This is a genomic window from Fannyhessea sp. C0108B2 (assembly GCF_056583915.1).
Genome location: NZ_JBWPJQ010000002.1, coordinates 118,011 through 133,594 on the forward strand (window position 1 = coordinate 118,011; position 15,584 = coordinate 133,594).

Sequence of the window (15,584 nt, forward strand, 5' to 3'; positions counted from 1 at the left end):
GCGGGCATCGCCAAGAGGTAAGGCAATGGCTTCCCAAGCCATCATTCGCGGGTTCGAATCCCGTTGCCCGCTCCAGATAATAAAACGCTCTTGCTGAAACTTTCAGCAAGAGCGTATTTTGTATGATTGACTCTGATTTGGGGTTTTAACGTTAAGCCCATTGATTAAGCTTATATAAACGCCTTATACAACAGCCTTATCCAAACGCCTCAAACAGCTATTTTGTTCTTCTAAGTAAATGATTTGCAAGGCGATTAGCGATAAATTGTACAAGCTGAACAAGTACAATCATGATGATTACGCAAGTCCAGGTGACGTAGGGATTAAACTTTTGATATCCATAAGCAATAGCAAAGTTACCAAGACCGCCACCACCGATATATCCAGCCATTGCGCTCATATCTAGCACGCCTATGAACAAGAACGCATAACTTAAAATGAGCGGAGCCAGAGCTTCGGGTATAAGAACGGTTTTGACGATTCCCCATTTAGATACGCCCATCGATCGTGCGGCTTCGATAACACCAGAATCTACTGAAAGAAGATTTTGCTCCACCAAACGTGATGACGCAACAGAACACGCAACAATCATGGGGCATATAGCTGCTGCTGTTCCAATGGAGGTTCCAATAAGCGCAATAGTTACTGGTTGGATGGCTGCTAAAAATATGATAAACGGAATAGGGCGTATAAGATTTATGCAAACATCAACAATGTTATATACCGCAACATTTTCAAATAAGCTACCTTTACGGCATCCCCATAATACAACGCCTACAGCAATACCGATGATACCGCCTGCAACGAGGGTAATTGCAACAATCTGCAGCGTTTCAATAAGTGCTCGTATAAATTCGCCATCTGCAACATAGGATGAAAAATCCATCCATGCGGCAGAATTTAGCGTGCTTGCCTGTGTAACCCACAAATGATTGAGAAATTGAGAAGACATAATAACCTCTTTTACGTAGCTTAGCTATTAGTTGGCGTCTGTAGTGGTGTTGCTATATGCACTACAGCGTTTTTCGTCCAAAGTTTGATAGGCTTCATATGCCTTAGACCAGGGTACGGGATGTTCTGCCGAACCAAAATCAACAATGGTGTTTTCGCGTGCCAGATCGGATATATACTCATCCATGCGCGAGGAATCACCGTAAAGTTCATAGGTAAATGTTCCTAACGACTTGTCTCCTATCATTTTTACGCCACCGCACAAAATAGCATTGGTAATACTTCTGTGTGTGAGCATTGCTGAAATGTGATCTCCTGATGAGGCAATGCCATTGAGAGCGTCTGCATCGCGCATGATAACGCTTATAAGGCGTCCTGGATGCTGCGTACGCAGAACCTCAAGTTCTTCTTTGGTGGGTGCACAATCAACAGCTGCGCGCACAAAATTTTGTGTAATTGACGTTTGCGGACGTGCAAAAATCTTAAAAGCCGGACCTTGCTCAACAATGCGTGCTGTTTCCATAACGGCTACATGTTTAGCAATTTTTGCAACAACGTCCATTTGATGCGTGATAAGTACAACGGTAATCCCAAGCTCGGCATTTACGCGCTTAAGTAAATTAAGCACTTCTTGCGTTGTCTTGGGATCAAGTGCACTTGTTGCCTCGTCTGCAAGTAAGATTTTTGGCTGCAGCGCTAGCGCTCGCGCAATACCGACGCGCTGTTTTTGTCCACCAGACAGCTGCGAAGGATATGCATGTGCATATTCACTAAGACCAACATAATCTAGCAGCTTTGCAACGCGTCGTTCTTGAAAATCGCGACGCCAACGATCTTGCGCCAAAGGATATGCAATATTTTGCGCAACTGTTTTAGATGAAAATAAATTAAACTGCTGAAAAATCATGCCAATTTTTTGGCGGAAGGGGCGAAGTTGTGTTTCGCTTAAGTGTGTAATGTCTTTATCAAAGACAGAAATGTTACCGCTATCCACTTTTTCAAGACCATTAATAAGGCGCACCAACGTAGACTTTCCTGCACCCGAATATCCGATAATACCCATGATATCGCCTGTTTCGACTGAGAGCGATACATCTTCAAGCGCCGTGTGGGTATACTTTGACTTTCCGCCTTGAGTAAAGGTTTTATGAGCGTGATTGATTGAAATAATAGGGTTTTCCATAGTTACCTCTATACCTGCAAGGCTCACCCATAGCATATGGGTGAGCCGCATATGACGTTATTGAAATTACACACGCATATCTATTGTACTTACTTTAGATACAAGTTTGCGAGGTTATTTTGCAAGGTTTGTAACAAGTTGAACCTGTTGTAACGCTGAACTTGTTGTAACAAGTTAAACCTCGCGTATGCGTATTATTTGGTCTGTGCTTCTTTGATGCGCTGCTCTAAGTCGGCAAGATCTTGTTTCAACAGGTCTGCGGGGTCATCGTTAACAATAACTTGACCTTGCATGTGCTCGATAACTGCGTCTGAGACTTCCTTATCGTGCCAAATTTCGGTAACCTTTTTGAACACAGGGTTGTTTTCGTCTTCTTTACGTGCAACCCATACGTTGATATAAGGTCTTGATGAAGGCGAATCTGCACTATCGGCAAAAATGGCATCCTGAGGATTTAAGCCAGCGTCTTTGGTAAACGTATTGTTAATTACAGCTGCTGCAACAGAAGGATCTTGAAGAGAAGTTGCCACTTTTGCTGCTTCAACAGGAACAACACGAACTTTAGAAGCCGCTTCGTCCACGTCTTTTGGTGTAACGAGGGCATTCCACTCGCCTTTAAGCTTGATAAGACCACAAGCACTTAAAACGCCCAACGCACGAGCTTGGTTGGTTTCGTCGTTAGGAAGCGTGATTTGCGATCCTGCTGGAATGTCGGCAGGCTTCTGGTATGTTTTTGAATACAAGCCCAAAGGAACAACAGCGTCGCCAGCAATTGGTTGAAGATCCTGGTTGTTTTTAACATTGTAATTTGCTAAATAAAGCGTGTGCTGGAACAAGTTAAGATCAAGGCTTCCTTGTGCAAGGGCTGGGTTTGCCGAAGTGTAGTCAGAAAAATTCTTGAGCTCAACCGCAATGCCAGCTTCTTCACATTTTTTCAAAAAGACTTTCCACTGTGGATCATTGGAGCCAACGGTACCTATGATAACAGGATTGTTCTTGGTTCCTTTTTCGGCTGCTTGCGCGCTCTTGGTGCTTTGATGCAGATAAATACCGCCGCCAACAAGAGCTACTGCTATAAGTCCAAGGCCGCCTAAAATGAATGTTCTACGCGAGGTGTCTGTACGCACAACATCATTTATATCATCGTCAAATAAGCTTTGGGCACTTTGTTTTGAGTCACTTTCGTTTGAGGTGCACATGCTCTGGCTCTTCTTATCTTGCATGGAACTCTGCACACTTTGCTGGTTGTGACTGTTGGTATCTTTTATCTGAGCCATAAACGCCTCCTCAAATTACGTGACTACGTATGTAGCCAGTTGGTCAGATGGTGAACTATGCAAAATAAAACTCATGTTCATATTGAATTTCCTTTGCATATGTTCACACGATAGCTTTGTAAACTACGTTGGTAAGCATAATACACACAATTTCTTACGAAACAAAGTAAAAACGTAAATTTCTGAGAATTATGTACATATTTCGCAACAAATTAATAGTTTCTACATAAGTGCTCATTCGTAAGTGACTTGGGTACAAATTGCGCCAAAATTAACGCACTTTCCTTATGAAATTTGTGATTTGCCTGGTATATCGTGTGTATATAATTTGTGTACTCATGATTTTAAAACTGAGCAACACCTGTTAAATCGTCTGAAGGCAGAGATTGTTGGATATCAACCTTATTCCACCTATCTTCAGAAAAATCTTGAGGCGTATTTTTCGATTGATAAACTTTATGTTCTACATTGCGATACGAGCCATCAAAGCGCGCATATAAATCAGATGTGTAGGTAGATCCTTTAACACTGGTAACGGCGCATGTATCGTCTTTTTTATTGGTGGACAGGTAATACGTATCGCCTAAAGAAGGTGAAAATTCAAACACGTGCGCTGGCTGCGCAATCTTTTTACCTTCGGCAAAGCATAGCGCGATACTAAATGTTTTGGGATCGGTTCCTGGCTCATCTGAGCCAATAAGAATAAGGTCATCTACTTTATCCGAGCTTGCATCGCGAACAAGGTAGCGATAATACTTAAACGAAGATCCGTCTTTCTTTTTGAGGTACGTTGCAGGGTGCTTCAATGCTTCTGCATAAACGTTGTGAACATCAGTTTGTTGGCGTTTATCTGGAGCTTGGGACGTATCTGCATTTGTATTGGGGGATTTGCTGTTTGGTTGTTCATCAGATGTCATTTGTGTACCTGCTTTATTGGTGTTGGTTGATGATGTCATAAAAGTATAGAGCCCCCAAGCTGCACCCATTACAGCTACACCAATAATAAAAGCAAGAACAACACGCAGAGTGCTGTGAGATTGTTGTGCTGAGTTGTGCCCTTGATCTGATGAAGGGCGGTGCGCTGTGTTTGAGCCGTATTGCGGCATATGTGCTCCTTAAACTACTGGTACGTTCATAGTAATGGTAACGGTAAAGAACGGCTTTTAAAAGCATCAAACGGCAAACGGTTTATGAGAAAAGCGCTGTATTCGGCTATGTCTATGGTTGTATGGCGTGAGCAGCGCCTATACAACGCGCTGCACCTTAAAGATGGTTTAGTTGGTGTTCAGGTGATGTCTAATCGTGCACACTGCTTCTGAACGGCTGCACGTGAATGATTGCATGTGCCCACTACCAAAGCGAACATATGGAATTATCTCCATAATTGAAGGTTTTTTGAGATTTTCGATGTAATTACAGTTGGTTTGTAAGAAAATAGTTGAGCTTACTTGAGGTCATGGTATGATCGTTACAGAGTTTGTTGTCTATGAATGGTAGACATTTTGGGTCGTTAGCTCAGTTGGTAGAGCAGGGGACTTTTAATCCCAAGGTCGTGGGTTCGATTCCCACACGACCCACCACCTTTTTTCTCTCTTTTTACCCTATTTTACCAGCGCAAATGCAAACATTTTAATACGTAAATATTCATCAAGTGCGCTAAGTGTTGCAAAGTGTAAAAAAGCGTGTTTAACTGGTGTGACAGATTTTGCCCGATAAGCCAAAAAATTCTCATGCAATTAACACGCAATAATAAATTTAAGCAAATGAGCGTTCAGGCTGGGCTTCGTTACTTATTTATTGCCGCTTATTTAATATTTTTTGTTTTTATTTTTAGAACATATATCGTTGGTATACTTAACACGTACATTATTTTACAAGGGCTTGGTAAGAAAGGTTCTCTTATGATAGACCGTTATACTCAACCTGCTATGGGGCATATTTTTTCTCTTGAAAACAAATATAACGTCTGGAAAGAAATAGAAGTATGTGCCTGTGAAGCACAAGCAGAATTAGGGCTTATCGGCATTACCAAAGACGAGGCGGCGTGGATTCGTGCTCATGCGGCTTGTAATAAAGAAGAGATTGACGCTCTTGAAGCGCAGGTAAACCATGATGTTATTGCCTTTCTTACTAATATGGCGTCCTATATTGATAAAGATGTTCCTGCAGATGCCCCACATCCCAGTCGTTGGGTGCACTTTGGTATGACCAGCACCGACCTGGGTGATACGGCTTTATGTTATATGCTTTCGCAAGCGCTTGATATTCTAAAAGACGATGTTACTCGTTTGGGTGAAATTTGTAAGCGCCGCGCGTTTGAAGAAAAATCAACGTTGTGCGTAGGGCGTACCCACGGTATTCATGCCGAGCCCATGACCTTTGGTATGAAATTTGCAAGCTGGGCTCAAGAGCTTAAACGCGATTTAAACCGTCTCAACAATGCGCAGGAAAGCGTGTCGTACGGAGCTATTTCGGGCGCTGTTGGTACGTATTCTTCGATAGATCCACGCGTTGAACAAATGGTGTGCGAAAAACTGCATCTTAAAGTAGATCCGCTTTCTACGCAGGTTATTAGCCGTGATCACCATGCATATGTTGCAAGTGTTTTGGCGGTTTGCGCCGCAACCTGTGAGCGTATTGCTACCGAAATTCGCGGATTACAAAAAACGGATACGCTTGAGGTTGAAGAGCCGTTTAAGAAAAAACAAAAAGGTTCAAGCGCCATGCCTCACAAGCGAAATCCTATTACCGCAGAAAAAGTTTGTGGTCTGGCTCGTGTTGTTAAGGCAAACGCGCAGGTAGCTTATGATAATGTTGCGCTGTGGCACGAGCGCGACATCAGCCACTCTTCAAATGAGCGTGTAGCACTTGCCGATAGCTTTATTGCACTTGACCATATGTTCACCTGCTTAATTCGTATTGTTGATGGGTTTGTTTTGTACCCCAAACGCATGTTGGCAAATCTCAACAAAACGCGCGGTCTTATTTATTCGTCCAAAGTTTTGCTTGCCCTGGTAGATACGGGTATGACGCGTGAGGACGCGTATCTAATTGTTCAATCTTGTGCAATGAAAACATGGAAAGAAATTCAAGAGTGTGAGCAAGGCACGTCGTTTAAGGAAAAGCTCAAAGCAGATCCCGCTTGTGTTTTGTCTGACGATGAATTAGATACCATTTTTGATCCGCAACAATTTTTAACACACACCTCTATTGTGTTTGATCGCTTGCAAGCGCTTGATTTCACATGTGCTTGTCATGAAAAAACCAGCGGTGAATAACGTAACAATAACTTAAGGGATTAGCTTTTATGGCACAAGTTTTTGGTCATCAAACAAAGGGCAGTGTAGAACATGCGTCTGCGCAAAAGCCGCGCGCTCTGTTTTCACGCCGCGCTTTTTTTCGCGCAACGTGTGCAACAGCGGCTTCTAGTGCACTGGCGTGTATTGCGCTATCTGCAGGAGGGTGTAAGCATCGCGCCGTGGATGATCCGCAAAGCCCCGTGGTTGTGGATGACGCCCAAGCGGAATATATCATTGATCCTCAAACAAACGAAAGCAAATATTCGGCTGTTGATTTTAACCTTAAACAAACAGGAAATTGGGAGTTGCCGTTAGGAAACATGTTGTATCCTTCGGACGGCGTATGGATTGCGGCTACAACTGCTGGAACTTCTGCAACGCCTGCTATTAAAGCGTCGGCATTCAATACAAAAACTGCTCGGCTTGTTCAAGTGCTTGAACAACCCTATGGCAAGAACTCAACAAATTGCGTTATTTACGATGTTCGCATGTCGGATAAGGTGTTTGTATGGCTTGAGTTTGATATCGTTACGCGTGACTGGACACTGTATGCCTCGGCGTTTGCCGACGGAAAATTGCATGGTCAGGTCAGTGAACTTTGGAAAGCGGATGCCGATTATCTTCCTGCACAGTTTTGTGTTCACGAAAACTATGTTGTATGGCAAGTATCTCCCTCACCGCAAGGATCTCGTGCAAAAGAAAATTCCTATTGTTATTTATGGAAATTGGGCGATGATAAAGCGGCTTCGGTTGTAGAATCGCTTTCGCGTTTTGCATGTGCACCCACCTTTTCTAAAGACTTGGTGGTCATTGTTCCTAAAGTTAAAACAAAGTCAGCGCCGCTGTATGTTATGCGCGTTTATTCGTTGACCGATTCTATGGAAAAGCAACAAGACGAGCTGTTTTTGCCGCCTTCTGTGGCACCTCTATACGCAACGTATATTAACTCGCTTTTTGCGTTTTCCATTGAAGCAAATCACCAAAGCGGGGGTTTGCTGGGAAAAATGGGAACATATATAGGTTCTCGCGATAAGGGGTTTGTCGTAGTGCCTCGTGAGCCATCTGCCCCCGTTGTTGGAAACAATAATACATTTATTGTGCGGAGTAAGGCTTCGTATTTTGTAGTTGACACTGCTCAAAAAAGTTACTCCATTTTGGCCGCTTCTAACCGCTGCACCGATTATGGTGAATATCCTGCGTGCACAGGTGAGCAAAACAGCGTGGTAACATATGCAACTATTAAGGATAAAACAACCGGATATCCTAAAAATGTTTTAGTAAGGCAATTTAGAGTGTAGAATAGTGCTGTTAGAAGTTTATTTTGATGTTAAACTACTATCAGAACCATTGTTTGACGATAAACATTAAAGGAGGCTGTATATGGCTTCAGATGAGAAACGTATTCTTTTAGTAGAAGACGAAAAAACCATTCGCGATGCTGTTGCCGCGTATCTTGAGCGCGAAGGCTACTTTGTGCGTAGTGTTGGCGACGGTCAAAGCGCGCTTGAAGAGTTTGAAAAACATTCCTTTGACCTGATTATTTTGGATCTTATGCTTCCTAAGCTTTCTGGTGAGCGTGTATGTCGTGCGGTGCGTGAGACATCTAATGTACCCATTATTATGCTTACTGCAAAAGGCGAGGTAGAAGATCGTATTATTGGCCTTGAATTAGGCGCAGACGACTACCTTATTAAGCCGTTTTCACCACGCGAGCTGGTTGCACGTGTTCGCGCGTTGCTCAGACGTGCTCACACCGAATCAGAGCCTGCACTTGAGGTTCTTGATTTTGGCCAGCTTGTCATTGATATTTCGGGTCATAAAGTATTGGTTGAGAATAAAGAAATCGACTTAACAGCGTCAGAATTTAAGCTCTTAACCACACTTGCTCGTTTTCCTGGTCGTGTTTATACACGCATGGAGCTTGTTGAAAAAGTTTTGGGCTACGATTTTGAAGGCTACGAGCGCACTATAGACTCTCATGTTAAAAACCTTCGCGCAAAATTGGGCGATGACCCACGTAATCCGCGTTGGCTGTATACCGTTCATGGTGTTGGATATCGTTTTGAAGCTCCGCAATCTCAAGATGCGCCGTCACATCAAGAATAGACGTTTGCACGCGTGCACATGTTAAAAGCATGTGCACGAGTTATATAAAGAGCTGTTATAAGCTATTGGGTGGTGTGGATATAGCGTAGATGAGTTTTTCGGAATATAGGTGATTGTATCAGTGAAAAACAAACCATCAATAACGTCGTATGTAAAGCTTGAAGAACAAATGTATGACAATCTTAAAGAAGACGGTCAAGGTGCCTCTAAGGTGTCTTTTAATACCATGTCTCATACTCCGTATAGGGTTCGTCCTTCTGAAACAGTAACGGGTCGCTTGACCATATATTTTGCCCTCACCGCTTTTATGACCGCTGTTATTCTTTCAATTGTTTTGGCGGTTGTGTGGGAAGACCAATTTCAAACATATACACGACGCGGTATGCAACACATGGCGCAAAAAATTGCGCTTTCGCTTGGAAAGCAATACAGTGTTTCTGGTGGTTGGAAATCTACGTTTATACGCAGTTCGTCTTTAACGTTTCCCGTTCCTTCAGACGTTGGTATAGAAATTGTAGATGCCCACGGGCAGCTTATTTATGGAAATGTACCTGCTAGTTCTTATGCGCGCGATAATGCGGATCACATTGAAATTGTTGATTCTAAAAGCGATAAAAGCAATTCAGCTTCTGAGGTAGGGGGACCTCCCGAGGGAGAGCGTGCAACGGCTACTGCAGATATTGTTGACAATAGTGGCGAATATGTGGGCAACGTGAGGTTGTGGGCATTTGGCTCGGAAACGCTTATTACTAAAAGTGATGATGTGTTTAGGAAAAACTCCTATGGAGCTATTCTTGCAGCTGCGGTCATTGCAATTTTGTTGGCGTGTGCTTTGTCGTATGCTGCGTCGCATGTATTTGTAAAACCAATTAAAAAAATTACGTCCACTGCAGCGCAGATTCGCAACGGTGACCTTACGGCGCGCACCAATTTAACAGGTGATGACGAGATTGGACGTTTGGGCGAAACGTTTGATTCAATGGCGTCTGAGTTAGAGCGCGATATTAAGTTTGAGCACCGCCTTACTTCTGACGTGGCGCACGAGCTTCGCACGCCGCTTATGGCAATGCTTGCAACGGTTGAGGGCATGCAAGATGGTGTCCTTCCTGCTGATAATGAGCATTATGAGACAGTTGCACAAGAAGTAAGACGCTTGTCTCGTTTGGTGGACGCAATGCTAAGGCTTTCTCGTATCGAAAACGGTACTCGTGCTCTTAAAATTGAAAAATCTGACGCAGTGTATATGGTTAAAAGTCTTGTTTCTATGCAAGAACAGCTTTTTGCTGAACGCAATTTGCGCCTCAAGTTTGATGACAAAATCCCTGAACACGAATGCATGATTGAGATGGACAGCGATCTTATTAGAGAAGCCATCACCAATATTATGTCTAATGCCATGCGTTATACCCCAGCAGGTGGCTGGGTTATTGTAAGCATTAGTAAATCGCGTAACGAAGTGTTGATTTCTGTTCGTGATACTGGTATTGGTATTGCAAAAGAAGACATACCACGTGTTTTTGCTCGATTTTGGCGTTCGGATGCAAGTCGTGGCCGCGTTTCTGGCGGTTTGGGTATTGGTCTTGCGCTTACCAAAGAGATTATCGATAAACACAATGGCCGCATAGCAGTAGAGTCAACGCTTGGCAAAGGCACAACATTTACACTTGCTATTCCATGTGAGCACAAGGCACAGCAAACAGCTTAAATGCCAAGCTCTTTTCTCTTATATGTATGCATGCTTGAATAAATTGCGTTATTATTTTCATAGTTATGGGGCAGTGCTTGTACTTTTTAGGTACAATCATATGTGTTCATGGTCTTAAAACACAAAATGAAGTGCGGATGAGGTTTTTATGTCAATTAAAGAAACAATTACCAATGCAATGGACGAGGCACGCGATGCAGGTTCGCTTCCATCTTGGTTAGCAGGAGACAAAACAAGTGCCAAACCAACAAAATCCAAAAAGGACGATGAGAAAAAGGGTGCACTGAAGGCCTCTCTTGCTCAGGCAAAGCCAGCAAAGGAAAAGGCGTATGGTGTCAGAGACGCTCACAGCGTAAAACAAACTCATCAAAAAACTGCCGTAGAAAAGCGTGCACAACGTCGCGCAGAGCGTGATGAACGTGATAGAAGGGTTGCGGTATCTCGTATTTTGCTTAATCAAGATCCTGTGTATCGTAAGCGTCAAAACATTTTGTGGATTACGCTGTTCACAGGACTTGTTTGTATTGCCTTGTCATGGGTTATAAATTATTACAATCCGCAAGCCATGTATCAAATGGATCGCATAGAAGGCATTGCAGAAGTTGTGCTCCTTGTTTTGGCGTATGCGCTGGTAATTTTGGGATTTATTTATGATTTAAAATTTGTAAAACCATTTAGAAACGCTGTTGATAGAAAAGTAAGTGCGCTGACTTCAAAAAAGGTGTATCAGTTGCTTGATAAAGATGCAGATAACATTGAGCATCAGCACGCAAATAAGGCGTCTTTTATGAATAGGCTTAAGCGCACGTTTAAGAAATAATTGTAAGCACGCGCGCCGTGTCAAGCGCGCGGTGCATATGAGCATGATACAATACATGTATATGGCCTCGTAGCTCAGGGGATAGAGCACAAGTTTCCTAAACTTGGTGTCGTTGGTTCGAATCCAATCGGGGTCACCATTTAAGATTAAACCCAAGCGTGGTTGCTTGGGTTTTATTTTTGCGTATGTAGCGGTGGTGCCGCATGCGTTTGCGATGCTGCATGTGCACGCTCGCCAAGCGCCGCCATAAAAGTAACCATAAGTTAACCCCCTACTTACTTTCTTCATATTTGAGTTTACCGAGGTTTACCTGCGTTTCTATTGGTGCAGGTACACGCATTGCGCCCTCAAAAAGAAAAAATTCTTTTGTATTCTCAGAAAGTTTTGCTTGCTAAACGGTAATAAACAGCATAACGTAAAAGTAAGGCTTAGGCTAACTCGCGCTCACGAGTAGATGAGTAAACCTTGCCACGCGCGCATAAGTTTGCTGTATTACATCGATATGGCACCACATCGAGAGGGGCGAAAGTTTTGCCATATGTGGTGGAAAACTTAACGCGCGCTTTATACACAGGGCAATTGCCCAAAGAGGAAGGAAGTATCATGAAACACTCATCATTAGTTTTTGGAGCATTAGGTGTAGTAGCTACAGGCGTAGTTGCTGGTTTGGCACAATGTGGAGTTCTTCGTAAAGCTGCTGTTAAAGCAACTGTTGTGGGACTACAGGCAACAGATGTTTGCTCGCGCGAATTGCAAAATATTGTGGACGAGGCTCAAGATGTAAGCGCTGAAGCGCGTCGCGAGGCTCGTATTGATGCATGCGTTCGCCAGCGTTTGGCAAAACTTGAGCCGGGTATACGTAACGAGGTACGCGAACAGTTTGACAAGCAACAAGACACTGCAAATTAATTGCTTTTGTAGTGGTGTACCATGCAAATTAACATATGTTCAGATCAACCGCAGCGCCTGCGTTTGCGCTGTGATATGGGTTATATTTCGCTTGCCGAAGCACGTGGAATTTCATCTGAGCTGCTTGCGATAGATGGGGTTACCTCGGCACATGCACATATTCAAAATTGTGCATTTGTTATTCAGTACACCTCTAAACAAGCACGCTTAGATGTTTTAGCGTATTTTGGACAGCTTGACGTATTGAATATCCCGACAAAAGAAGAGGCCGCGCTTGACGCGCGGTCCGTGGAGTTTGAAGCGGCGGTTGAAAACAACAGATTTTATGTTGAGCTGGCTTTTTTGTTTGCGCGTAGATATGTAATTAAGCTTTTGCCCTTGCCACCAGCGGCGCTCTGTGCGTATGTGGTTATGAGAGCCTATGGGTTTATAAAGAAAGCTCTGCAAACGCTTCGCACTAAAAAACTGCAGGTTGAAGTCCTAGATGCTACGGTTATTGGCATTTCTATTTTCCGTAAAGAATATATAAGTGTTGCAACGATCATGTTTTTGCTCGACCTCAGTGACGCGGTGCAGCGCCATGTTTCGTATCGTTCTCGCCTTGCGCTTAAAAGCGGCATTATCACGCGCGCGCAGAAAGTTTGGAAGGTAATTGATAACGAAGACCGCTGTGTTGACCTCAATGAAGTTGTTAAAGGCGATGTGATTCATGTTTTGTCGGGAAGCGTGCTTCCTATAGACGGCGAAATTATCAAGGGCTTTGCCGATCTCAACGAATCGTCGCTCACCGGAGAATCGCGGCTTTCTCATAAAGAGACAGGTGCCAGCGTTTATGCAGGTACTGCGGTTGAAGATGGTGACATTTATGTTCGTGTGAATGCTGCTGCAGGTTCTGCGCGCATTGACGCTATCGTAGACATGGTTGAAGAGTCAACAGCGCTTAAAGCGCATTTGCAATCTAGGGCAGAACATCTCTCTGATGCTTTGGTGCCATACAGTTTTGCTGCATTTTTTGTTGTGTTGCTCTTAACGCGCAGGGTTTCTCAGGCGCTTAGTGTATTGATGGTAGATTATTCGTGTGCCATTAAACTTTCTACTCCTATTGCCATTGCTTCGGCTATGGAAGAGGCTTCTAGCTATGGAATTACCGTAAAAGGCGGCAAGTTCTTTGAGGCTCTCTCTGATATTGATACTGTAGTCTTTGATAAAACAGGAACGCTTACTAAAGCATTGCCGCAGCTGAGCCGCACTTTGAGCTTTACCGAGTTGAGCGAAGATGAAACTTTGCGCATAGCTGCATGCATAGAGGAACATTTTCCGCATAGCATTGCCAAGTCTATCACGCGTGCTGCAGAAGAGTTGAATCTTGATCATACCAAAGAGCTTCATACAAAAGTTGAATATGTAGTTGCACACGGTATTAAAACCCATGTGGGTGACGAAGAAGTGTGCATAGGTTCAGCGCGTTTTATCTTTGATGATTTGGGCGTGCGTAGGCCTCAAAACCTAACTTTGAGGTTGGCAGAACTTGAGCGCGAGCAAGGTTCTTTAGGAACGCTTATTTACATGTCGCGCGCCTCAGAGCTGGCGGCTGTGTTTAGCATTAAAGACCCTATCCGTGAGGACGCGCCTGCTATGATTGCGGCACTTAAAAGCGCTGGTATAAAACGTCTTGTTATGCTTACGGGGGACAGCGAAAAAACGGCTCGTGAGGTTGCTCAAACTTTAGGCATTGATGAATATCACGCCGAAATCTTACCCGAGGACAAGTCTGAATTCATTAAGCAATGCCAACGGGAAGGGCATCGTGTTGCTATGGTTGGCGACGGCATTAACGACTCTCCTGCCCTGGCCTGCGCTGATGTGTCAATTGCTATGTCCGATGCAAGTGATATTGCGCGCGCGGTTGCCGATGTTTCTATTCATAACACATCTCTTAATTCGCCAGTTATTGCGCATGAAATTTCAACATTGCTTATGCGTAGGATTCATGAAGACTTTTACGGTATTGTAGCTGTTAACACGTCTTTAATTGTTCTGGGTTTGCTTGGCTTAATTCCTGCGATTCATGCAGCGTACGTGCATAATGGCTTTACCTTTGCAGTGACATTAAGGAATACGTTGCCGCTGCTTAGAGATACGCAAGCTCGTGAAGTTCAAGACGACAGACGCCTAGGTATTGTTTAGTTGTTACAAAGCAAGTTGGCGCAGAAATACGATATCGCTATTTGGGAGTATCTGACACTATCCAAGCGCAAACAAAACGACCTAGACCAGGTGTTTAGGTCGTTTTTGTATTAAGCGTATGATCGCGACGTTGGACATACATGTATGTATACGTGATGCCTTGCCTTTACAAGGCGCGCCAAAACGCTTGCTGGTAATTTAGTATAAAATAACATAAGCACTCAAAAGCGAACATGCGCTCGGTTTCAAGGCGTGCTGCATATGGGGAAAATCACAAGACACCTGTCACAAAGGTTTGTGCTATGGCAAAGATATGTGTTATAGAAGACGATAATCAAATACGTTTAGAGCTTGTGCACCTTTTGCAGGCCAATGCGTATGAATGTTATGCACCTTGCAATTTTACTAATCCCGATGAACTTATGCACGAAATTGTATCGCCGTGCCCTGACTTACTGCTGTTGGATTTAGGGCTTCCTTCGGTAGATGGTAATGTGCTTGCGCGCGAGTTTCGCCAGAGTTCAACAGGTGCAATTATTGTGCTTACGTCTCGTAATTCGGAGCTTGACGAGCTTGTTTGTCTGTCAAGCGGAGCAGATGACTTCATCGCTAAGCCGTATAATCCTCAAATATTGCTTGCACACATTGCTTCGGTTTTGCGCCGTGTGATGCCCATGTCGGACAAGCAGGCATCGGTTCTTAGGTGTGGAACTATTGAGCTTAATTTAAAAACATGCACCGTAAGCGCGCATGGTAAAACAACTGAATTGAGTAAAAATGAGCTTAAGATCTTAACACTTCTGATTCAGCGTCAAACAGAGGTGGTAAGTCGCACGCAAATCCAAGAGGCGCTCTGGCAAAGCGATGAGTATGTCGATGATAACACGCTTACCGTAAATGTTTCTCATCTTCGCCAGCGTCTCGCATATATTGGTGAGCCTCACGCCGTGGTAACTCATCGAGGTCTTGGCTACTGTATTTTACCTTCAGTAAAGTAAGCGAGTAAGTTATGCATGTCTTTGGATATATACGCAGCAGAGCGTTTCTTCTTTTTACTATGGTTTTCACTGTTGTATTGATAAGCGTTATGCTCTATTTGCTAGGTATAACATGGGATTTAATTAATGTTTTGTTGTCTGGTATTTTG

At 43.6% G+C, this 15,584-nt stretch carries 12 protein-coding genes and 3 tRNA genes; 11 read left to right on the forward strand and 4 right to left on the reverse strand.

The genetic code is table 11. The features are described from left to right. Positions 1 to 75: transfer RNA gene (locus AC1DBT_RS01520), tRNA-Gly, on the forward strand. Positions 76 to 217: 142 nt separating this feature from the next. Here the strand turns inward: AC1DBT_RS01520 and AC1DBT_RS01525 are convergent. The 4 genes from AC1DBT_RS01525 to AC1DBT_RS01540 form a co-directional block, all read right to left on the reverse strand. Next, positions 218 to 952 carry a methionine ABC transporter permease gene (locus AC1DBT_RS01525; protein ID WP_303869974.1) on the reverse strand — a complete coding sequence of 245 codons (735 nt, stop codon included), beginning with the start codon at positions 950 to 952 and terminating at the stop codon, positions 218 to 220. A gap of 27 nt (positions 953 to 979) precedes the next feature. Next, a complete protein-coding gene (locus AC1DBT_RS01530) occupies positions 980 to 2,134 on the reverse strand; it encodes a methionine ABC transporter ATP-binding protein (RefSeq protein WP_480018329.1) in 1,155 nt (384 codons plus the stop codon). Positions 2,135 to 2,328: 194 nt separating this feature from the next. Continuing rightward, positions 2,329 to 3,411, reverse strand: coding sequence for a MetQ/NlpA family ABC transporter substrate-binding protein (locus tag AC1DBT_RS01535; RefSeq protein WP_480018330.1), 1,083 nt, complete (start codon positions 3,409 to 3,411; stop codon positions 2,329 to 2,331). 344 nt (positions 3,412 to 3,755) lie between these two features. Further along, a complete protein-coding gene (locus AC1DBT_RS01540; RefSeq protein WP_480018331.1) occupies positions 3,756 to 4,517 on the reverse strand; it encodes a hypothetical protein in 762 nt (253 codons plus the stop codon). A 398-nt stretch (positions 4,518 to 4,915) separates the two neighbouring features. Between AC1DBT_RS01540 and AC1DBT_RS01545 the strand changes: the two genes are divergently transcribed. From AC1DBT_RS01545 to AC1DBT_RS01590, 10 genes are all read left to right on the forward strand, one after another. Continuing rightward, a tRNA-Lys gene (locus tag AC1DBT_RS01545) sits at positions 4,916 to 4,991 on the forward strand. Positions 4,992 to 5,312: 321 nt separating this feature from the next. Beyond that, positions 5,313 to 6,689 carry an adenylosuccinate lyase gene (gene purB, locus AC1DBT_RS01550; RefSeq protein WP_480018332.1) on the forward strand — a complete coding sequence of 459 codons (1,377 nt, stop codon included), beginning with the start codon at positions 5,313 to 5,315 and terminating at the stop codon, positions 6,687 to 6,689. Positions 6,690 to 6,718: 29 nt separating this feature from the next. Then, entirely contained in the window at positions 6,719 to 8,008 is a 1,290-nt protein-coding gene (locus AC1DBT_RS01555; protein ID WP_480018333.1) for a transcriptional initiation protein Tat, read from the forward strand. Between the two features lie 82 nt (positions 8,009 to 8,090). Then, a complete protein-coding gene (locus AC1DBT_RS01560) occupies positions 8,091 to 8,816 on the forward strand; it encodes a response regulator transcription factor (protein WP_006302277.1) in 726 nt (241 codons plus the stop codon). Positions 8,817 to 8,937: 121 nt separating this feature from the next. Continuing rightward, on the forward strand, positions 8,938 to 10,521 hold the full coding sequence (locus tag AC1DBT_RS01565; protein ID WP_061103318.1) for a sensor histidine kinase: 1,584 nt from the start codon (positions 8,938 to 8,940) through the stop codon (positions 10,519 to 10,521). 148 nt (positions 10,522 to 10,669) lie between these two features. Continuing rightward, positions 10,670 to 11,341 carry a hypothetical protein gene (locus AC1DBT_RS01570; RefSeq protein WP_480018334.1) on the forward strand — a complete coding sequence of 224 codons (672 nt, stop codon included), beginning with the start codon at positions 10,670 to 10,672 and terminating at the stop codon, positions 11,339 to 11,341. A gap of 63 nt (positions 11,342 to 11,404) precedes the next feature. Continuing rightward, positions 11,405 to 11,480, forward strand: a tRNA-Arg gene (locus AC1DBT_RS01575). A 464-nt stretch (positions 11,481 to 11,944) separates the two neighbouring features. Further along, on the forward strand, positions 11,945 to 12,250 hold the full coding sequence (locus AC1DBT_RS01580; RefSeq protein ID WP_061103317.1) for a hypothetical protein: 306 nt from the start codon (positions 11,945 to 11,947) through the stop codon (positions 12,248 to 12,250). 21 nt (positions 12,251 to 12,271) lie between these two features. Continuing rightward, on the forward strand, positions 12,272 to 14,437 hold the full coding sequence (locus AC1DBT_RS01585; RefSeq protein ID WP_480018335.1) for a heavy metal translocating P-type ATPase: 2,166 nt from the start codon (positions 12,272 to 12,274) through the stop codon (positions 14,435 to 14,437). A 302-nt stretch (positions 14,438 to 14,739) separates the two neighbouring features. Continuing rightward, entirely contained in the window at positions 14,740 to 15,435 is a 696-nt protein-coding gene (locus AC1DBT_RS01590; RefSeq protein ID WP_480018336.1) for a response regulator transcription factor, read from the forward strand. Positions 15,436 to 15,584: the final 149 nt, after the last annotated feature.